Raw genomic sequence first — 21,327 nt, forward strand, 5'->3', positions numbered from 1 at the left:
GGTACTATGTCGCCCCTCTTTTGCAGCCCCGTTCTGCGCCCTGCCGAATAAGCCGATTCCATGCCCTTTGAACTCAGCGTTGACCTCACTACTTTGGCCATTCTGGCCTTCGTTGCCTTTATAGCCGGATTCATCGACGCCATTGCCGGTGGCGGTGGTCTGTTGACGACGCCCGCGTTGCTGACCGCCGGCCTGCCCCCGCATCTGGTGTTAGGCACCAACAAACTCAGTTCGACCTTCGGTTCAGCCACCGCCAGTTTCACTTTCTACCGGCGCAAGCTGTTTCATCCGAGGCAGTGGGTGCACGCCATTGTCGGCACCCTGATCGGCGGGCTGGCGGGCGCGGTGGTGGCGCACTACCTCCCGGCAGATTGGCTGAACAAAATGCTCCCGGTGATCGTTTTCGCCTGCGGCCTGTACCTGTTGTTCGGCGGCACGCCGAAGGCTCCCCAGGACAGCGACGCACCGATCAAGAAGAAATGGCAGTCGACCCAGGGCTTCACCCTCGGTTTCTACGACGGCATTGCCGGCCCTGGCACGGGCGCGTTCTGGACTGTCAGCAGTATGCTCATGTACCCCATCGACCTGGTGAAGGCCAGCGGCGTGGCGCGCAGCATGAACTTCGTCAGCAACATTGCGGCGCTGTCGGTGTTCGTGTTTTCCGGGCAGGTGGACTGGATCATCGGCCTGAGCATGGGCCTGTCAGTGATGGTTGGCGCGTTCTTCGGGGCTCGCACCGCCATCAGCGGCGGCGCGAAGTTCATTCGCCCGGTGTTCATCACTGTGGTGCTGGGCTTGACCGTGCGGTTAGCCTGGCAACACTGGTTCAGCGTGGCCTAAGCGCCGCGCCACGTAGACGTCGATCAGGTAACGGGCAATCGAGCGTGACGCCGGCAACGGCGGCAAGTCGTGAACGTTGAACCACTGGGCGTCTTCGATCTCGTCTTCCTGACACACGATTTCGCCACCGGCGTACTCGGCGTGAAACCCCAGCATCATCGAATGGGGAAACGGCCAGCACTGGCTGCCCAGGTACTGGATGTTCCTGACCTCGATCTGCACCTCTTCGCGCACCTCGCGAATCAGGCACTCCTCGGCTGATTCGCCCGGCTCGGCAAACCCCGCCAGCGTGCTGTACACCCCGGTGACGAAACGCGGGGAGCGCGCCAGGAGGACTTCATCGCCTCGGGTGATCAGCACGATCATGCTCGGCGAAATCCGCGGGTAGCTGCGCAGATTGCAGGGCGCGCAAAACATCGCTCGCTCACGGGGAACTTGCACCATCGCCTGACCGCAGTTCCCGCAGAAGCGATGCTCACGCGCCCAGGTGCCAATTTGCGCGGCATACCCCAGCACCTTGTACAACGTGTGATCGCCCTCAAGCATGAACGCCCGCAAGCCTTTCCAGTTGCAGCCCGGCACTTCGCTGTGGCTATGCAGCTCCAGCAGGTAAACCGGCTCGCCATCCAGATGACCGATGCCATGCTCGGCCAGAATCGACAGGTCCTGGCGCTTGAGCCACTCCCGTGGAAACAGCGCGCCGTTGTCATCGAACAGAAAGCCCTCAGGGCTGCGCGCAACGCACCAGCCGCCGGGTTGATCGGTATCCAGTACTGCAGTGGTCCAGCGTGAAGTCATGTTTTATCAATCCAGAAATTCGGGTTTCTGTTTGCTCATATGGGCGGCCATGGCCACGCGCAAGTCAGTGGATTGCAGCATGGCGGCGTTCCAGGTGGCGACGTATTCGAGGCCGTCGTCGATGCGATGATCGCGCATGTAACTGATCATCTCCTTGGTGCCGGTGATGGCGATCGGCGACTTGCTGGCGATCTCGCGAGCAATGCCCATCACGCCGTCCAGCAGGCTGTCCTTGTCGCTGTAGACGCGGTTGACCAGGCCCATGCCGCGTGCTTCCTCGGCACCAAACGAGCGACCAGTGTAAGCCAGTTCACGCAGCATGCCGTCACCGATGATGCGCGGCAAGCGTTGCAGGGTGCCGACGTCGGCGGCCATGCCGATGTCGATTTCCTTGATCGAAAACTGTGCATCTTCGGCGGCGTAACGCATGTCGCACGCTGAAATCAGGTCGATGGCACCGCCCAGGCAATAGCCCTGAATCGCCGCGAGCACCGGTTTGCGGCAATTGTCGACCGCATTGAAGGACGCTTGCAGGGCGAGGATCTTGCGCCGTAACAGGCGCGCATTGCGCCCAACGTCCTTGCCCAGTTCATTAGCCACGCCGGCCAGCATCATCAGGTCGATACCGGAGGAGAAATGTTTGCCGTTGCCGCTGATCACCACCGCGCGCACTTCATCGGTGTCATCGATCCAGTGAAAGATCTCGATGATCTCGGTCCAGAACGCCGCATTCATCGAGTTGATCTTTTCTGGCCGATTGATCTGCACATGGGCGACTTTATCAACCAGCTCGACGGTGAACGCAGTGTACTGAGACATGGCAGTGATCCTTTACCGGGTAAAAAATTGAGGCCGGAACTATACCAAGGCCGCCTGCCGGGCAGTAAGGCAGTGGTTCGGCCAAATGCGGGACTTGGGTGATCGCACCACAACAGTGCAAACAAACTGTCACACATCGCCCATTATTGTGACTCGCCAGTCACTTTATGAGGCGATACGAAAAATAAAACTGCCCTTCGTCGGTGCAATCTCCCTGCGAAGGGCTACGTTCGTTACCCTCTAAATACGATTGTCGAACAATTTACCCAGCTGGGCTGGCCCGCTCTAGGTTCTGGCCTAGACTCAGTTTCGCCGGTCGAAACCGGTCGGTCACAGTAGGGGAAAATAGAAGAAACTTTTGTGACACGCGGCAGGTCAGCTTAAAGACGGGGGCGTTGCGACTGGTTCGATCCTTGCACTACCTCCTCCAGCCATTCTGCTTTAACGCATTGGCAGCGTTTGCTCACCGATGCGTAGCGCGTTTGCGCCCGGCCACAGGGACAGGCCACCGAACACCGTTGGTGCCAGACCTAGAATTAGATCAACAACACGGGAGATTCATATGATCAGTGCGGCTTTAGATATTCAGGGAGAACGTGCTCATCAGCAGGTCGGCGATACGAGCGCCGTGAGTGCACCCGCTGCGCAATCGGTCATTGTGCCCAGCGCCCGACCGCTGACACCGGTCACCAGTCAGAATCCGAACAAGAAACGCGTGCTGTTCGTCACTTCGGAAATCGCCGACCTGGTGAAGACCGGCGGTTTGGGTGACGTGTCTGCCGCCCTGCCCCGCGCCATGGCGCATTTGCATGATGTGCGAGTGTTGATCCCTGGCTATCCGCAGGTGCTGAACAGTGAAAACCCGATTCACATCATTGGCGAACTGGGCGGCCACGCTGCCCTGCCGCCCTGCAAGATCGGGCGCATGGACATGCCCGACGGTCTGGTCATCTACGTCTTGATTTGCCCCGAGCTCTACGAGCGCGAGGGTTCGCCTTACGGCGCCAACAACGGTCGCGACTGGCCGGACAACCACATTCGTTTCGCCCGCCTGGGCCTGGCCGCTGCCGATATCGCCGCCAACCTCGCGCAAATCCACTGGTGCCCGGACCTGGTCCACGCCCATGACTGGCCTGCCGGCCTGGCGCCTGCCTATATGCACTGGCGCGGACAGCGGACCCCGACGCTGTTCACCATTCACAACCTCGCCTATCAGGGCGTGACCAGTCTGGGCTCCTGCCCTGAGCTGGGCATTCCCAACCACGCCTTGCAGCAGGAAGGCATGGAGTTCTACGGCAAGATGTCGTTCCTCAAGGCCGGCATGGCTTACTCCAGCCACATCACTACGGTCAGCGCGACCTACGCCCAGGAAATCACCACGCCGGACTTCGGCTGTGGCCTCGACGGTTTTCTCGCCGCCAAGACCCAGCAAGGCCTGCTCAGTGGTATTCCCAACGGCATCGACGAAAGCTGGGATGCCGCCACCGACCCGCACCTGTTCTGCCCTTTCAGCATTGGCGATTGGGAAGGCAAGGCGGTCAACGCGGCCCATGTCCGTGAACTGTTCGGCCTTGCCGATTCGCAGGGCCCGCTGTTTGCCGTGGTCTCGCGTCTGGTCTACCAGAAAGGCCTGGACCTGACGGAGGCGGTGTCCGAATACATCGTCAAATCCGGCGGTCAAATTGCCATTATCGGTCGTGGCGAGCCCGAAGAAGAGCAAGCCATGCGTGAACTCGCGCTGCGCTTCCCGGGCCAGATTGGCGTACGTATCGGTTTCAACGAGACCGACGCCCGACGCATGTTCGCCGGCAGCGACTTCCTGTTGATGCCTTCACGTTACGAGCCTTGCGGCTTGAGTCAGATGTATGCCCAGCGCTTCGGTTCGTTGCCGGTGGCACGCAATACCGGCGGCCTGGCCGACACCATTGAAAACGGCGTAACCGGTTTCCTCTTCGACGAATCCACGGCCGAGAGTTATCAGGAAGCCCTGAGCCGCGCATTCAAGGTCTTTGCCTACCCCGATCTGCTCAACGCCATGCGTTGCCGTGCCATGGCCGCACCGTTCAACTGGTGCAAGGCGGTCGAACCCTACGCCGAACTTTACGAACAGCTAGTCGCCAAGGCGCTAGGAAAGTCGCACAAACAGTAAGAGGTTTTCATAGATGCCGTTACGGACCCTTGAAACCTGGCCCCACGGCGCAATGATGCTGGACGCAGAGCACACGCGCTTTGCCTTGTGGGCGCCAGACGCACGTGAAGTCAGTGTCGAACTGGAAGATGGACAATCCTTGCCGCTACTGCCTCAGGCCAATGGCTGGTTCGTGATCGAAACGCGTTGCCCCGCTGGCACGCGTTACCGCTACAACATTGATGGTGAACTGCAAGTGCCTGACCCGGCTTCCCGGGCACAGGCTGGCGACCTCCACGAGCACAGCGTGGTGGTCGACCCCCTCGCCTACCCATGGCAATACTCCGCCTGGCAAGGGCGCCCCTGGAACGAGGCGGTCATATACGAATTGCACGTTGGTGCGCTTGGCGGCTTCAGTGGCGTCGAACAGCACCTGGCGCGTCTCGTCGATTTGGGCATCACCGCCATCGAACTGATGCCCTTGGCGCAATTCCCCGGCGACCGCAATTGGGGTTACGACGGGGTCCTGCCCTATGCGCCCCAGTCCTCCTATGGCACGCCGGAACAACTCAAACACCTGATCGACACCGCCCACGGTCACGGCCTGGCGGTGATTCTCGACGTCGTCTACAACCACTTCGGCCCGGACGGCAACTACCTGCATCGCTACGCCAAGGGTTTCTTCAACGAAGACAAGCACACCCCTTGGGGCGCGGCCATCGACTTCCAGCGACGCGAAGTACGCGACTTCTTCATCGACAATGCGTTGATGTGGCTGATGGAGTACCGCTTCGACGGGTTGCGCTTCGACGCGGTACACGCCATCGAAAGCCCGGATTTCCTGCAGGAAATGGCGGAGCGCATCCGCCAGCAGACAGATCCGGCGCGGCATGTGTGGCTGACGGTCGAGAACGAGCACAACCAGGCCAGCCTGCTGCAGGAAGGCTTCGATGCGCAGTGGAACGACGACGGCCATAACGCCTTGCACGTGCTGCTGACCGGTGAGACCGACGCCTATTACGCCGAGTTCGCCGACAACCCCACGGAACAACTGGCGCGTTGTCTGAGCCAGGGTTTCGTGTTCCAGGGCCACACCAATCGCGACGGTGAAGCGCGCGGCGAGCCCAGCGGGCATTTGCCGACCAGTGCGTTCGTGTTGTTTTTGCAAAACCATGACCAGATCGGCAATCGCGCCTTTGGCGAGCGGCTGCACCAACTGACCCATCCCGAGGCGTTGAAAGCGGCGACTGTGTTGTTGCTGTTGTCGCCGATGATCCCGTTGATGTTCATGGGCGACGAGGTGGCCGCCGAGGAGCCATTCCTGTTCTTCACCAGCCACCACGGTGAACTGGCAGCGCTGGTTCGCGAAGGCCGCCGCAACGAGTTTTCCGCGTTCGACGCCTTCGCCGACCTGGAAAAACGGGAACGGATTCCCGACCCGAACGCACAGCAGACCTTCGAAGCCTCCCGTCCGAACCTGACGGCAAACCGGCAATCCGCCATCTACGAGCTGTATCGACAACTGTTGAAGATTCGCCATCAGCACATCATGGCCCACCTGGCGGGGACCCATCCGCTGGGTGCCGATGTGCTGGCGAAAGGCGCGGTGTCGGCGCGCTGGCAACTGGGCGACGGCAGTGAGCTGCGCATTGACCTGAACCTCAGCGACAAGCCGGTGGTCCACACTCAACAGGTCGGTGGCAGGCTGTTGTTCGAACACCCTGCGCAATCCGCCAGCCTGTTGGACAAGGGGCAACTCGCCCCGTATTGCGCGCTAGTCAATCTCAAGGCCGCAGCCCCTTTGCTACCCCCGGATGGAGAGCGCCAATGAGTGATGCGCAACTTGAAATACTGGCCAGCCGCGCCGGCCTGGCGGTCGACTGGATCGATGCTAACGGCCGCCCGCAGAAAGTCGCCCCCTCGGTATTACGCAATGTCCTGACCGGCCTCGGCCACCCGGCGGGCAGCGCACAGGAAATCGATGAAAGCCTGCATCAGTTGCAGGCAGTGCAACTGACCCGCCACCTGCCACCGATGCTCACCGTGGATTTCGGTGCCGCGCTCGACCTGGCGCATTACTTCGAGCCGCAGACTCCTTGTGAAATCCACCTCGAAGACGGATCGCGGCTTCATCTGAAACTCGACTCAAAAGCGATGTTGCCCGGCCTGGTGCCCGTGGGTTACCAGCACGTCAGCATCGACGGACAACAATTCACCCTGGCCGTGGCGCCCGCTCGTTGCTACAGCGTCGGCGATGCCGTGGACAGCCCGATTCCGCGAGCCTGGGGGCTGAGCGTGCAGCTCTATTCCTTGCGCCGTCCGGGCGATGGTGGTTTCGGCGATACACAGGCGCTGGAAGATCTGGCCCGTGTCGCCGGTGAACGAGGCGCAGAGGCGCTGGCAATCAGCCCGCTGCATGCGATGTTCAGTAGCGACACCCAGCGCTACAGCCCGTATTCGCCGTCCAGCCGTTTGTTTCTCAACAGTCTGTATGCGGCGCCCGGCGCTATTCTCGGCGAACGTGCGATGCGTACTGCCATTGACTCCACCGGCCTCGCAGCTGAACTGAAGCACCTGGAAGAACTGCCGCTGATCGACTGGCCGGTAGCCGCCGAGGTCAAACACCGCCTGCTGCAGGCGTTGTATGAAGGCTTCATCCAGGGCGAACACCCGCTGCATGCCGACTTCAGCAGCTTCCGGCATGCCGGCGGTGAGGCGCTGGAAAACCATTGCCGCTTCGAAGCCATTCAAGAGGCTCGTGCCGCCAAGGGCGAACAGCTCGACTGGCGCGAGTGGCCCGAGCAATGGCGCGATCCGCGCAGCGCCGCACTTGCCGATTTCGCCGAAGAAAACGCGGGACGCATCGGTTTCTTCGCGTTCTGCCAGTGGCTGATCAGCCGATGCCTGGAGCGTGCGCAAACCGCCGCCCGCAGCAGCGGCATGAGCATTGGCCTGATCGCCGATCTGGCAGTCGGTGCTGACGGGGGTGGCAGTCAGGCCTGGAGTCGCCAGGATGAACTGCTCGCGTCCCTGACCGTGGGTGCGCCGCCGGACATTCTTAATCGCAGTGGCCAGGGCTGGGGGATTTCCGCTTTCTCGCCTGAGGGACTGGTGCGCAACGGCTTCCGCGCATTCATCGAAATGCTCCGCGCCAATTTCGCCCACGCGGGCGGTTTGCGCATCGATCACGTCATGGGCCTGCAGCGGCTGTGGGTGATCCCTAACGGTGCATCGCCTGCCGATGGCGCGTACCTTTATTACCCGGTGGACGACCTGCTACGGTTGCTGACACTCGAATCCCACCGTCACCAGGCCATCGTTCTCGGCGAGGACCTCGGCACGGTGCCGGACGGGCTTCAGGAAAAACTCATCGCGCGCTCGATCCTCGGCATGCGAGTGCTGTTGTTCGAGCAGGACAACGCACACTTCAAATCGATCCTGGACTGGCCGGACAACGCCCTGGCGACCACCAGCACCCATGATCTGCCGACGCTCAATGGCTGGTGGCACGGACGGGACATCGACTGGAACGCCCGACTCGGCCTGACTGACGCCACCGGTGAAATCGAATGGCGCCAGCACCGTGAACGCGAGCGCGAAGGCTTGCGTCGTGTGTTCCAGGAGGACCCGCAGAACTTCCGTGAAGAGTCCCATGAAACCGATCAGGTGCTCGACGCCAGCGTGCGTTTCCTCGGCCATACCCGTGCGCCGCTGGTGTTGCTGCCGCTGGAAGATGCCCTGGGCGTCGAACAGCAGGCCAACCTGCCCGGCACCACCAACACACACCCCAACTGGTGCCGGCGTTTTCCCGGCGACAGCGAAGCGCTATTGGATGACCCGGACGCCGCGCGGCGTCTGGAATTGCTCGCCTGCGCGCGACTTCAGGCTGGTGAGCGTGACCAATGACTCAACTAACTATCCAACCGCTGCGCGCGACGCTGCGACTGCAATTTCATAAAGGCTTCACCCTGGATCAAGCGGTGCCCCTGGTGCCGTACTTCGCTCGACTGGGCATCAGCCACGTCTACGCCTCGCCATTGCTCGCGGCCCGTGCCGGCTCCATGCACGGATATGACGTGGTCGATCCGACGGCGGTCAATCCGGAACTGGGCGGCGAACCCGCATTACGTCGGCTGGTAGCGGCCTTGCGTGAACAGAACATGGGGCTGATCCTCGACATCGTCTCCAACCACATGGCCGTCGGCGGGAGCGATAACCCCTGGTGGCTGGACTTGCTGGAATGGGGACGACTCAGCCCTTATGGCGAATTTTTCGACATCCAGTGGCATTCCCCCGACCCGTTGATGGAAGGCCAGTTGCTGCTGCCTTTCCTCGGCAGCGACTACGGCGTCGCGTTGCAGGACGGCACCCTGCCCTTGCGCTTCAATGCGCAGCGCGGTTCGTTCCATGTCGAGCATTACGACCACCACTTCCCGATCTGCCCGTCCAGTTACGGCGAATTGCTCAAGACCGATGATGACTCGCTCAAAACACTGGCCGACCGTTTCACCACGCTGAGCTATCAGACGGACGCCCACAGCCTGGCGATTCCATTGAAGGCTGAGCTGAGCGAGTTGGCGAGCGATCCGGCTGTCCTCCAGCGCATTGAACAGAACCTCAACGCCTACGACTCGCTCACACCGGAAGGTTTCCAGCGCTTGCACCAACTGCTGGAGCGCCAGAGTTATCGCCTCGCCAGCTGGCGCACCGCCGGGGACGACATCAACTGGCGGCGGTTTTTCGATGTCAACGAACTGGGTGGCTTGCGTGTCGAGCGTCCAGCGGTGTTCGAGGAAACCCACGCGAAAATATTCGAGCTGGTGGCCGAGGGCTTGATCGACGGACTGCGCATCGATCACATCGACGGACTCGCCGACCCTCGGGGCTATTGCCGCAAATTGCGTCGCCGTGTCGACAGCCTGTCGCCAGACCGGCACCTGCCGATCTACGTTGAGAAAATCCTGGGCGAAGGGGAAACCCTGCACCGCGACTGGTCGGTGGATGGCACCACCGGCTATGAATTCATGAATCAGTTGTCGCTGCTGCAACACGATCCCGCTGGCGCTCAGACCTTGGGTGATCTGTGGAACCGTTACAGCGAACGCCCTGCCGACTTCGGTCAGGAAGCAAAGCTTGCACGGGCGCAGATTCTCAACGGCTCGTTGGCCGGCGACTTCGAAAGCGTCGCTCAGGCCTTGCTGCAAGTCGCCCGGGACGACCTGATGACCCGCGACTTGACCCTGGGCGCAATTCGTCGAGCGTTGCAGGAATTGATCGTGCATTTCCCGGTGTACCGCACCTACATCAGCCCCCGTGGACGCTCCAGCGAAGACGATGTGTTTTTCCAGCAGGCCATGGACGGTGCTCGACAAACCCTGGGCGAAGCCGATTGGCCAGTGCTCGACTGCCTGGCGGGATGGCTGGGTGGCAAGCCGTGGCGTGAACGTCCGATCGGTCGCTCGCGCAAGATCCTCAAGCATGCCTGTGTGCGTTTCCAGCAACTGACCTCGCCCGCCGCCGCCAAGGCTGTGGAAGACACCGCGTTCTACCGCTCGGCCGTGTTGCTGTCGCGTAACGATGTGGGGTTCAGCACCGAACAGTTCAGCGCGCCGATCGCTGACTTCCACCAAGTCTGCGTCGATCGCCTCGAAGCCTTCCCGGATAACTTGCTGGCCACCGCCACCCACGACCACAAACGCGGTGAAGACACCCGCGCGCGCCTGGCCGTGCTCAGTGAACGCAGCGCCTGGTACGCCGAACAGGTACCACTCTGGCAAGCCCTCGCTCGCCCGCTGCGCAACGACGATCAGATGCCTTCCACCGGTGACGAACTGATCCTCTATCAAGCCATCCTCGGCAGCTGGCCGCTGGACTTGCGCAGCGATGATGGCCCGGCCCTCGAGGAATACGCCAAACGCCTGTGGCAGTGGCAAAAGAAGGCGTTGCGTGAAGCCAAGTTGCAAAGCAGCTGGAGCGCGCCCAACGACGCGTATGAAAGCGCGACCCAGGCATTTATCGAACGCCTGCTGTTAAGTCCTGACGGTGAGCTGCTGCGTTCTGCCCTGGGTAAAGCGGTTCAGACCATTGCTACGCCCGGTGCACTCAACAGTTTGGCGCAAACCTTGCTGCGCATGACCGTGCCGGGCGTGCCGGACCTGTACCAGGGCAACGACTATTGGGACTTCACCCTGGTGGACCCCGACAACCGCCGGCCCGTGGATTACCTCAGCCGGCAACAGTCGCTGGAACAGCCGCTGGACCTGACTGACCTGCTGGCGAACTGGCGGGACGGGCGGGTCAAGCAGGCGCTGATCACGAACACGCTGAACCTGCGGGCCGAGCACGCCGAACTGTTTGCCCGGGGTACCTATCAGGCGCTCGAAGTGGTCGGGAGCGAGGCCCACCGGGTACTCGCATTCGCTCGCGAACTGGCAGGTAAACGAGCCATCGTGATCGTGCCGATTCGCTGCGCGCCATTGCTGAAAAACGGTGCCGAACCGCGCATTGATGCGCAGCAGTGGGGCGACACGCGGGTCAAGTTACCGTTCGAGTCATCCGACGAACATCTGAAGGGACTTTTTTCCAGCACCGCAGTCACAAAAAACAGGGAGCTGAACATCAGCGCCGCGCTGGGGGATTTCCCGGTCAATCTCTTTATCCATTTTTCTACCCAAGCTTGAGTTCAGTTCAGGAGCATAGCGATGAGTACCGACGATAAACGCGTTCGAGAATTTGCCTATCAGATCTGGGAGTCGGAAGGGAAACCCGAGGGCCAGGAAGCCCGTCACTGGGAGATGGCTCGCAAGCTCGCCGAGGCGGAAGCCCTGGCCCCGAGCAAGTCGCCCAAAGCCGCCGGTAGCAAGGGTGCCGCCAGCAAGACAGCGAAGCCCAATGGCAAGCTAGACCAAAAGCTCGACATCAAGCCGGCGGCGAAGCCCAAGGCAGCAGCGAAGGCAAAGCCAGCTGCGGCGTCTTCGGTGATTCCGCCAGGCGAAAAAGCCGTCGAGAAAAAGCCGAAAACCACGAAAAAGCCAGCGGTCTGACGCCCGACATCTCTGACCTGAATGAACCTGTGGCGAGTTCGCTCGCCACACAGGGTTCGTTTTCCCTGAGAAAAACATCACTAACACCGCATTCCTCTGTGCGAGCAAGCCCCGTGGCGAGGGGATTTATCGAAACGTCGCACCGCCCCGTTGGACTGCGCAGCAGGCCTGAATTTTTTGAGCAGGATTGAGTTTTTTGGGGCGGCTTCGCCACCCAACGGGGCGGTGCGACGTTTCGATAAATCCCCTCGCCACAAGGCCCATCCCCACAAGGTCCACGATCCATCCCCATTTTGCAGGAGCAAATATGACCAGTCCGAAAAAACCCGCGACAGAACCTCATGCCGAGGCCTCGCGAATCCGTGAAGGCCTGCCCTTCCCGCTCGGTGCGACCTGGGATGGCCTGGGGGTCAACTTTGCCTTGTTTTCAGCGAATGCCACCAAAGTCGAACTGTGCATTTTCGATGACTCAGGTGAAGTCGAACTCGAGCGTATCGAGTTGCCCGAGTACACCGACGAGATCTACCACGGCTACCTGCCCGACGCCCACCCAGGGTTGATTTACGGCTACCGCGTGTACGGTCCGTACGACCCGGCCAACGGTCATCGTTTCAACCACAACAAACTGCTGATCGACCCGTATGCCAAGCAACTGGTCGGCCAGTTGAAATGGTCCGAAGCCTTGTTCGGCTACACCATCGGCCACCCCGACGCCGACCTCAGCTTCGACGAGCGCGACAGCGCGCCGTTTGTGCCCAAGTGCAAAGTCATCGACCCGGCTCACACCTGGGGCCACGACCACCGCGTCAGCGTGCCGTGGGACAAGACCATCATTTATGAGACCCACGTACGCGGCATCAGCATGCGTCACCCCTCCGTCCCCGAAAACGTACGCGGTACGTTTGCCGGGTTGATGGTTGATGACGTCCTTGAACACATCCGCAAACTGGGCGTGTCGTCCGTCGAGTTGCTGCCAATCCATGCGTTCGTCAACGACCAGCATTTGCTGCACAAAGGCATGACCAACTACTGGGGCTACAACAGCATCGCGTTTTTCGCCCCGGACCCGCGTTACCTGGCCAGTGGCAAGATCGCGGAATTCAAGGAGATGGTTGCGCACCTGCACGAAGCCAACCTGGAAGTGATCCTGGACGTGGTTTACAACCACACCGCCGAGGGCAATGAACAGGGCCCGACCCTGTCCATGCGCGGCATCGACAACGCCTCGTACTACCGCTTGATGCCAGACGACAAACGCTACTACATCAACGATTCGGGCACCGGCAACACCCTCGATCTGAGCCACCCCTGCGTCCTGCAAATGGTCACCGACTCCCTGCGTTACTGGGCCACGGAAATGCACGTGGACGGTTTCCGCTTTGACCTCGCGACGATTCTGGGGCGCTATCACGACGGTTTCGACGAGCGTCACAGCTTCCTGGTGGCCTGCCGCCAGGACCCGGTGCTGCGCCAGGTGAAAATGATCGCCGAGCCTTGGGATTGTGGTCCCGGTGGGTATCAGGTCGGTGGCTTTCCACCGGGCTGGGTCGAATGGAACGACAAATTCCGCGACACCGTGCGTGCCTTCTGGAAAGGCGACGACGGTCAGTTAGCCGATTTCGCCAGCCGCATGACGGCCTCCGGCGAAATGTTCAACCAGCGGGGTCGACGCCCGTATGCGTCGGTGAACTTCATCACCGCCCACGACGGCTTCACGCTCAATGACCTGGTGTCGTACAACGACAAGCACAACGAAGCCAACGACGAGAACAATCAGGACGGCAGCAACAATAACCTGTCCTGGAACCACGGCGTCGAAGGCCCGACCGACGATCCGGAAATCAACGAGCTGCGTCAGCGGCAGATGCGCAATTTCTTCGCCACGCTGCTGCTGTCCCAGGGCACGCCGATGCTGGTCGCCGGTGATGAATTCGCCCGCACCCAGGACGGTAATAACAACGCCTACTGCCAGGACAGCGAAATCGGTTGGGTCAACTGGGATCTCAGCGAAGACGGCAAAGCGTTGCTCAAATTCGTCAAACGCCTGATCAAGCTGCGCCTGGCTTACCCGATTCTGCGTCGCGGACGTTTCCTGGTGGGCAATTACAACGAGGACATTGGCGTCAAGGACGTGACCTGGCTCGCGCCCGATGGCAATGAAATGACCATCGAGCAGTGGGAAGAAGCCCACGGTCGCTGCCTCGGCATGCTGCTCGACGGCCGCGCCCAGGAAACCGGGATTCGCCGCAAGGGTGCGGACGCCACGCTGTTGCTGGTGGTCAATGCTCACCACGACGTGGTCAATTTCACCTTGCCGGAAGTGCCGGATGGCGGTTTCTGGACCTGCATGATCGACACCAACCAGCCCTCGATCCGAGGTCAGGAGCGCTTCGAGTTCGGCCATGAGTATTCAGTCACCGGCCGCTCGTTGTTGCTGTTCGAACTGCAGCGTGAGGAAGAAGAGTGAAATGGACCTCAAGACGTTTCTTGATCGGCAGGCAACGGATCATGCCAACGCGCAGGCACTAGGACAGTGCCTGCGCGAGCTGGTCGAAGCCGGGCTTGATCAGCTTCCATTACCCGGTAGCGGCCAGACGCTGGAGCGTTTTCAGCGTCTGGCCGAAGTTGGCGGGCATGATTTGGGACTGTGCAAGTTGTTCGAGGGGCACACCGACGCACTGGCGATCCTTGCGCAACTCGGTGCATTTGCCCCGCCTTCCAGCACCTGGGGCATGTGGGCGGCCGAACCGCCCAACGCGCGGGTAAGTGTGGCGGTGCAAGGTGCATCGGCAGTGCTCAGCGGTCGCAAGGCCTGGTGTTCGGGTGCGGGGGTGTTGAGCCACGCGTTGCTGACCGCTTGGGACGAGCAGGATCGCCAGCAATTGGTCGCGGTCGCACTGGATCAACCCGGCGTGACGGTCACGGATCAAGGCTGGCAGGCGGTGGGTATGGCGGCGACCGGGAGTGTCGAAGTGCTGTTCGATGGCGCGCAGGCGCAAGCCATCGGCAACCCCGGGGACTACCTGCAACGCCCCGGTTTCTGGCAAGGCGGCGTTGGTATCGCGGCGTGCTGGTATGGCGCCGCTTGCAGCCTCGCCGAACGCTTGCGCACCCATTGCGCTCACCGCGAAGAACCCCATGCCCTCGCCCACCTGGGTGCCGTCGACAGCGCGTTGTACAGCGCGGCTTCAGTACTGCGGCTCAGCGCATCGACCATCGACGCCGCCCCCCACGACAATGCCGAACTGTTGGCCCGGCGCGCTCGCGCCGTCGTGGAAAACGCCGCCGAGCAGGTCATCCATCACGTGGGCCGCGCGTTGGGTGCTGCCCCGTATTGCAAGGACCCTCAATTTGCCCGCCTAAGCGCCGATCTGCCGGTATTCCTGCGGCAAAGCCATGCCGAACGCGATCTGGCGGCGCTAGGGCAAACAATCATCCAAGGGACCTGGACGTTATGAAGACCAATCCAATCGTCGGTCAGGGCACGCCGCTGCACCTGTGGCAGACCTCTCGCCACCTGGCACAGCTGGCCACCGTCGATATTCTGGAACTCGTCCCTGAAGGCGCTCGGGCGGTCATCATTGCGCCGCACCCGGACGACGAAATACTCGGCTGCGGCGGCTTTCTGCAACTGCTGGCGCAGGCGGGTCGGGCGTTGCAGCTGATCTCGGTCACCGACGGCAGCGCCAGCCATCCAGGTTCCGAGCGTTGGTCGGTGGAACGACTCAGCACGGTGCGCCCACAGGAATCCGTCGAGGCTCTGCGCCGGCTGGGTCTGCCATTGCACAGTTTGAGATGGCTGCGCGGCGGGTTTGCCGACAGCCAGGTGGCGGCTCGGGAGACGGAACTGGTCGAGTTCATCCAACGCCATCTGCGCGCCAACGATGTGGTGTTTACCACATGGCGCGAGGATGGCCATTGCGACCACGAAGCCGTAGGCCGCGCCAGTGCCGAAGCAGCGCAACGGGTCGGGGCTACGCTGCACGAACTGCCGGTGTGGACCTGGCATTGGGCGACGCCCGAAGACAGCGGCGTGCCGTGGCATCGGGCGCGAAAAATCCTGCTGGACCCGCCGCTGGTAGCGCGCAAACGTCACGCCATCCATGCATTCGCCAGCCAGCTGGAAGGTGATCCCCAGGTCGGCTTGCCGCCGGTGCTGGCGCCGTTTGTACTGGACCGGTTGCTGCAACCTTTTGAGGTGGTGTTTTTATGAGCGTAGAGGATCGCTATTTCGACGGGCTGTTTGCCGGCAACGATGACCCCTGGGCGTTCCGCGACCGCTGGTATGAACAACGCAAACGCGCAATCACCCTGGCGGCATTACCCCGCCCCCGGTACCGCGCCATTTTCGAGCCTGGCTGTGCCAACGGTGAATTGAGCGCCGATCTTGCGACGCGCTGCGACCGCCTGTTGTGTTGCGACACGGCCAGCGCGGCGGTCACGCTGGCGCGTACACGTCTGAGTTTGTTTGACCATGCCGAAGTGCGTCAGGGCCGCTTGCCCAATGACTGGCCGGAAGAACAGTTCGACCTGATCGTGCTGAGCGAGGTGGGCTATTACCTCGACGCCGAAGACCTCAAGCAGCTGATCGAAAAGGCCGGGCGGTCCCTGGCTGCCGATGGCCAGCTCCTCGCCTGCCATTGGCGTCCGCCCATCGATGGCTGCCCGTTGAACGCGCGGCAGGTGCATGACTTGCTGCACGAACAGTTGCATTTGCCGCGCCTGGTGCTGCATCAGGAGGCGGATTTTCTGCTGGAAGTCTGGAGCCGCGAACCCCGTTCCGTGGCGGCGCTGGAGGGCCTGCGTTGATCGATCGGATGGACAGCGCGAAATAAAACGTACCGGATAGAACATCGGGGCGACGAATCGCCAGACATGAGCAATACTCTTCCCGCGGCAATCCAGGGTACGGAGCGCCGACATTGTTCATACACCTACAACAAGGATGTCATTGCGATGAAATCTGCCTCCACCAGCGAAAACAGCCCGCCTGCACAGATCTGGAACAGCGCCCCGCAACTGGACAACATTCCCGTCATCAATACCGAAACCCTCGTCCCACCGGGCGCGCGAGCAGTGGTCATCTCGACCCACCCCGGCGATGAAGTGATGATGTGCGGTGGCCTGTTGCAACTGCTCAGTGCCTTGAGTCATCCCTTGCAATTGATCTCGATTTCCGACGGCAGCAGCAGCCAGCCGGGGTCGCAACAGTGGTCGGAGAAGCGCCTGAGTGTGTTTCGCTCCCAGGAAAGCGTCGAGGCGCTGCGCCGGCTCGGTTTGCCCATGCACAGCCTGAAATGGGTGCGCGGCGGGTTCACCGACAACGCCCTGGCCGAGCAGGAAGCTCAATTGACCGAATTTATTGCGCGTTACCTGCGGCCCGGCGACGTGGTGTTCAGCACCTGGAGCGAGGACAGTAACCGCGACCACGACACGGTCAGCCGTGCCAGTGCCAAGGCGGCAAAAATGGTGGGTGCGACGTTCAATGAAGTACCGATTCAGGCGTGGCATCGGCCCCTGCGGGATCGCGAACAAATCCCCTGGCACCGTGCGCGCAAAGTCCGCCTCGACAGCTGGACCGTCGCGCGCAAAAGCCACGCCACTCACGCCTATGCGAGCCAACTCAACGGTGAACCCGCCATCGGCCTCGCCCCCCTGTTGCCCAGGGTGCTGCTGCAACGCATGCGATTGCCGTACGAGATTGTGTTTGTCTGAACGTATCGCTAACGGCCAATTTCGTACAAATCCTCTAGCAACTCATCAGGTTCACGCAAATCCTCTGTAGCAGCTGCCGAAGGCTGCGTCCGACTGCGAAGCGGTCGCTTTCCGGGCGACGAGGTGTCCACTTGAAAATCGGGGGCCGCTTCGCGCCCCAACGCAGGCTTCGCCAGCTGCTACAGGGCGCGGGGTGTACGTGGGCTCCGTGTTAATTTGAAATTCATGACATGCGCTGAACTGCTCGGCCCTGCATCAGTCGCATACATATGAAGCCCGACTCAGAGGTATGAACGTGACCAGTGATCCAACGCGGCAGGCGATCGATTCGGTGCCGTTGAACACCCCGCAGGCCGTTCATCGGCTACGCGTATTGACGGTCAATACCCACAAAGGATTCACCGCACTCAATCGACGTTTCATTCTTCCCGAGCTCCGTGAAGCCGTGCGCAGCACCTCGGCGGATCTGGTGTTTTTGCAGGAAGTGGTCGGCGAACACGAGCGCCATTCCTCCCGGTTCAATAACTGGCCACAAACGTCGCAATACGAATTCCTCGCCGACAGCATGTGGAGCGATTTTGCCTACGGTCGCAACGCTGTTTATCCCGATGGTCACCACGGCAACGCATTACTCTCCAAATACCCCATTCGCGAGTACCGCAACCTCGACGTCTCGATCACCGGCCCCGAGCGTCGCGGCTTGCTGCATTGTGTGCTGGACGTACCGGGACACGCCGAAGTCCACGCCATCTGCGTGCACCTGAGCCTGTTGGAAAGCCATCGCCAGCTGCAACTGCAACTCCTCTGCCAGTTGCTCGAATCACTGCCTGACGACGCGCCGGTGATCATCGCAGGCGACTTCAACGACTGGCAATTGCAAGGCAATGCCGCCCTCGCCCGTCGTGATTACTTGCATGAAGCCTTCGAACGCCATCACGGTCGTCCGGCAAAAACTTACCCGGCACGGTTTCCTCTCCTACGCCTGGATCGGATTTACCTGCGTAATGCCAGCAGTCATGAGCCGCGAATACTGGGGCACAAACCCTGGACGCACTTGTCGGATCACCTGCCGTTGGCAGTAGAAGTACATCTCTGATACGCGGAAATTAATCAGCACGACCTGTCAATTGTGTCAGTAGTTTCCTGTTGAAACTCTTGATAGGTTGTTGTAAATGCTGATGACCACGCGGGAGACGAGAATGGATTTTTCGACAGCACGGCCCAAGTACCGCTTTAGCGTTTGTGCTGTTCCCCTCTGTTTTTGCATCGGCTGGTCGGTGAATGCCCAGGCCGCTTGCACACTCACTCCCTCCGCCGGCAATGACAATTACGTCTGTGACAGCGCCACCAGCGGACCGCTGACCGACCTGCTCGGCAACAACACCCTGACCTTTCTTGCCAACGGCACCGGCCGCATCAATGGCAATGTCGCCTTCGGTGCCGGCAGCGACACCGTGGAAATGAACTCCGGCACCCTCGCCGGCACGCTCGACCTGGGCGATGGCGTTGATCGGCTGCTGATCACCGCCGGGCAAATCACCGGCGCCGTCAGCCAGGGCAATGGCATTGATGACTTCGTCATGAGTGGCGGGAGCATTCAGTCCCTGGCACAAGGCGATGGCCGTGACACCTTCCTGATGACCGGCGGCGCCATCGTCGGCGCGTTCGAGGACGGCGACGTGGCGAAAATGACCGCGGGCAGCATCGGTCGCGTCGACATGAAGCTCGACAACAATATTTTTGACCTGTCGGGCGGGCAGATTCTCGGCAACCTGGTGACGGCCTTCGGCACCGATACCATCATCGTGTCCGGTGGCAGAATCGGTGGCAACGTCAGTGTCAGTGGCGGCAACGACAGCATCACTGTGACCGGTGGCGAAATTGCCGGCGAGATCCGCGCCAGTGTCGGCGATGACGTGCTGAACTGGAACGGTGGCGGGATTATCCGTTCGGCGATCCTGATGGGCGAAGGCAATGATCGTGCGACCTTGGGCAATCTAACCGAAAGCACCCTCGCCCTGACCCCGAGCATGGATGGCGGTCCGGGCAACGATCTGCTGACCTTCGACCAGACCACGACGGCCGGCGCCGCCCGGTACATCAATTGGGAAACGGTCAACCTGAACAACAACTCACGACTGGACCTCGATAGCAGCAGCTTTGCGCTGGGCGACAGCACCAGCGGTACCGGAGTGTTCAACATTGACGGCAGCAGCACGCTGACGTCGACCCAAGGCAGCATCACAGCCTTAACGGCAGGCCAGCTCGCCACGTTGAACAACGCCGGCACCCTCGACCTCACCCGTGCCAACACCCGCACCAACGACACACTGACCGTGCAAGGCAATTACGCTGGCAACGGCGGCAAACTGTTGCTGCAAAGCGTGCTTGGCGATGACAGCTCGGCCAGCGACAAACTGGTGGTGAATAACGGGACTTTGACCGGCAATACCTTGATCACCGTTACTAACCTGGGCGGCGCGGGCGGATTGACGCAGCAAAACGGTATTCAGCTTGTGGAAGCCCAAGGCACGGCGGTCAGCAGCAACGGCGCTTTCGCACTGAACGGCGGCCTGATCTCCGCCGGTGCGTTCGATTACCGCCTGTTCAAGGGTGGTGTCACGGCAGGCACGGAAAACAGTTGGTACCTGCGTTCGGCCGTCGTTGCGCCACAAGTCACGACTGTTCCAAATCCCGACCCGGAATTACCGCCCATTGTTGTTCCCGTGGTCGCGGTGCCGGTCGCGGCGCTGGCGCCTGAAGGCAATCCCGAACTTCCACCCTTGCCTGCCGCCGTGCCGGGCGCCGAACCCATCGCTTTGTATCGTCCTGAAGTCCCCAACTGGTCAGTGTTGCCGCCGGCGGCTGCGCAACTGACCCTGATGGCGCTGGGCACTTTCCATGATCGCCAGGGCGATCAGCGACTGCTTACCGAAACCGGTGCGTTTGGCGCTGGCTGGGGTCGGGTGTATGGCAAGAATCTCGACCAGACCTGGGCGGGCACCGTGTCGCCTCGCTTCGACGGTTCGATCAGCGGCTTCCAGGTCGGCAATGACCTGTACAGCTCACAGTGGTCCGGCGGGCAGACGCAACGCACCGGGTTCTTTGTCGGGCATACCCAGATGAAGGGCAATGTCGATGGATTCAACGAAGGCTTCGAAGGCAAGCGCGCCGGCAAGATCGACCTTGAGGGCGACAGCTATGGCCTGTACTGGACGCTGACCGACCCCAAAGGCTGGTACATCGACACAGTGTTGATGGGCACTCGACTGGATGGCGACAATCATTCCGAACGCGGCCTGAAAATCGACAATCGTGGCCATGCGCTCACAGTTTCCGCCGAAGCGGGCTACCCCATCGCCGTGGCTGGCAACTGGGTGGTGGAACCCCAAGCGCAAGTCATCCACCAGAAAATCTCCCTCGACAGCCAGGATGACGGCGTATCTCGCGTTTCGTTCGATTCCGATGGTGCCTGGACCGGTCGCTTGGGCGCTCGGCTCAAGGGCCGTTACGACGTCGGGGGACGTCCGATGGAACCCTATCTGCGCGCTAACCTGTGGCACACCTTTTCAGGCAGCGACACCGTGACCTTCGACGACGTCGATCAGGTCACTACCGAACAGAAGTCCTCCTCCGCCGATGTCGGCCTGGGCGTCATCCTGAGCCTGGCTTCGACCGTGAGTGTTTACGCCGGCGCAGACTACAGCAGCAATATTGACAGCCAGGACCTGCGTGGTTTGTCGGGAAACGTGGGGCTCAGGGTTAGCTGGTAACCATCATTTAAACGCTCTGGCGCGGGTTTTTTTGACGATGTCATGTACAAACAAGTACTTAGATCAGTGCCGTAAATCAGTCACTTGACAGCGTTAAATTAACCCTACCATTTATCGGCCATTTTCTTGACGCAACGTCAGGGGTCTTCTTAGCTACACGGTACTACCCCCGGAAATACCACCAGGTTCAAGCCTCCAGACACCCGCATAC

15 protein-coding genes are annotated in these 21,327 nt (G+C 61.1%); 13 read left to right on the forward strand and 2 right to left on the reverse strand.

Annotated elements, in window-relative coordinates:
* The first annotated feature begins 60 nt into the window (after positions 1-60).
* Complete coding sequence (locus AC3ZVB_RS16415; RefSeq protein ID WP_490147143.1) at positions 61-840, forward strand: TSUP family transporter; 780 nt, start codon at positions 61-63, stop codon at positions 838-840.
* On the opposite strand, the gene nudC is transcribed toward AC3ZVB_RS16415, so the two are convergent.
* Both nudC and AC3ZVB_RS16425 read right to left on the reverse strand, forming a co-directional pair.
* Positions 808-1,638 carry an NAD(+) diphosphatase gene (gene nudC, locus AC3ZVB_RS16420; protein ID WP_162438072.1) on the reverse strand — a complete coding sequence of 277 codons (831 nt, stop codon included), beginning with the start codon at positions 1,636-1,638 and terminating at the stop codon, positions 808-810. The genes AC3ZVB_RS16415 and nudC overlap by 33 nt on opposite strands.
* A 6-nt stretch (positions 1,639-1,644) precedes the next feature.
* The gene (locus tag AC3ZVB_RS16425; RefSeq protein WP_162438073.1) at positions 1,645-2,457 is read right to left on the reverse strand and encodes a crotonase/enoyl-CoA hydratase family protein; all 813 of its coding nucleotides are present in this window, start codon (positions 2,455-2,457) and stop codon (positions 1,645-1,647) included.
* Positions 2,458-3,019: 562 nt separating this feature from the next.
* Here AC3ZVB_RS16425 and glgA point away from each other — a divergent pair.
* From glgA to AC3ZVB_RS16485, 12 genes are all read left to right on the forward strand, one after another.
* Positions 3,020-4,606, forward strand: coding sequence for a glycogen synthase GlgA (gene glgA, locus AC3ZVB_RS16430; RefSeq protein ID WP_194693195.1), 1,587 nt, complete (start codon positions 3,020-3,022; stop codon positions 4,604-4,606).
* A gap of 13 nt (positions 4,607-4,619) precedes the next feature.
* Positions 4,620-6,416, forward strand: a complete 1,797-nt coding sequence (gene treZ, locus AC3ZVB_RS16435) for a malto-oligosyltrehalose trehalohydrolase (RefSeq protein WP_490147144.1) — start codon at positions 4,620-4,622, stop codon at positions 6,414-6,416.
* Positions 6,413-8,491 carry a 4-alpha-glucanotransferase gene (gene malQ, locus AC3ZVB_RS16440; protein ID WP_490147145.1) on the forward strand — a complete coding sequence of 693 codons (2,079 nt, stop codon included), beginning with the start codon at positions 6,413-6,415 and terminating at the stop codon, positions 8,489-8,491. Before treZ ends, malQ begins: the two co-directional genes overlap by 4 nt.
* Positions 8,488-11,265: a malto-oligosyltrehalose synthase gene (locus AC3ZVB_RS16445; protein ID WP_490147146.1), complete on the forward strand. Its 2,778-nt coding sequence runs from the start codon at positions 8,488-8,490 to the stop codon at positions 11,263-11,265. Before malQ ends, AC3ZVB_RS16445 begins: the two co-directional genes overlap by 4 nt.
* Before the next feature lie 21 nt (positions 11,266-11,286).
* The gene (locus AC3ZVB_RS16450) at positions 11,287-11,628 is read left to right on the forward strand and encodes a DUF2934 domain-containing protein (protein WP_490147147.1); all 342 of its coding nucleotides are present in this window, start codon (positions 11,287-11,289) and stop codon (positions 11,626-11,628) included.
* A 307-nt stretch (positions 11,629-11,935) separates the two neighbouring features.
* Positions 11,936-14,095 carry a glycogen debranching protein GlgX gene (gene glgX / locus AC3ZVB_RS16455; protein WP_162438079.1) on the forward strand — a complete coding sequence of 720 codons (2,160 nt, stop codon included), beginning with the start codon at positions 11,936-11,938 and terminating at the stop codon, positions 14,093-14,095.
* Position 14,096: 1 nt separating this feature from the next.
* Complete coding sequence (locus tag AC3ZVB_RS16460; RefSeq protein WP_490147148.1) at positions 14,097-15,086, forward strand: acyl-CoA dehydrogenase; 990 nt, start codon at positions 14,097-14,099, stop codon at positions 15,084-15,086.
* Positions 15,083-15,841: a PIG-L deacetylase family protein gene (locus AC3ZVB_RS16465; RefSeq protein WP_162436707.1), complete on the forward strand. Its 759-nt coding sequence runs from the start codon at positions 15,083-15,085 to the stop codon at positions 15,839-15,841. The genes AC3ZVB_RS16460 and AC3ZVB_RS16465 overlap by 4 nt, the downstream gene beginning before the upstream one ends.
* A complete protein-coding gene (locus AC3ZVB_RS16470; RefSeq protein ID WP_490147149.1) occupies positions 15,838-16,437 on the forward strand; it encodes an SAM-dependent methyltransferase in 600 nt (199 codons plus the stop codon). Before AC3ZVB_RS16465 ends, AC3ZVB_RS16470 begins: the two co-directional genes overlap by 4 nt.
* Before the next feature lie 147 nt (positions 16,438-16,584).
* Entirely contained in the window at positions 16,585-17,343 is a 759-nt protein-coding gene (locus tag AC3ZVB_RS16475; RefSeq protein ID WP_162436709.1) for a PIG-L deacetylase family protein, read from the forward strand.
* Positions 17,344-17,638: 295 nt separating this feature from the next.
* Positions 17,639-18,439 (forward strand): endonuclease/exonuclease/phosphatase family protein, encoded by an 801-nt coding sequence (locus AC3ZVB_RS16480; RefSeq protein ID WP_162436827.1) that lies wholly within the window; start codon positions 17,639-17,641, stop codon positions 18,437-18,439.
* Between the two features lie 103 nt (positions 18,440-18,542).
* Positions 18,543-21,116 (forward strand): autotransporter family protein, encoded by a 2,574-nt coding sequence (locus tag AC3ZVB_RS16485; RefSeq protein ID WP_490147150.1) that lies wholly within the window; start codon positions 18,543-18,545, stop codon positions 21,114-21,116.
* Positions 21,117-21,327: the final 211 nt, after the last annotated feature.

This window comes from Pseudomonas sp. MDV22-iso1, assembly GCF_058145095.1.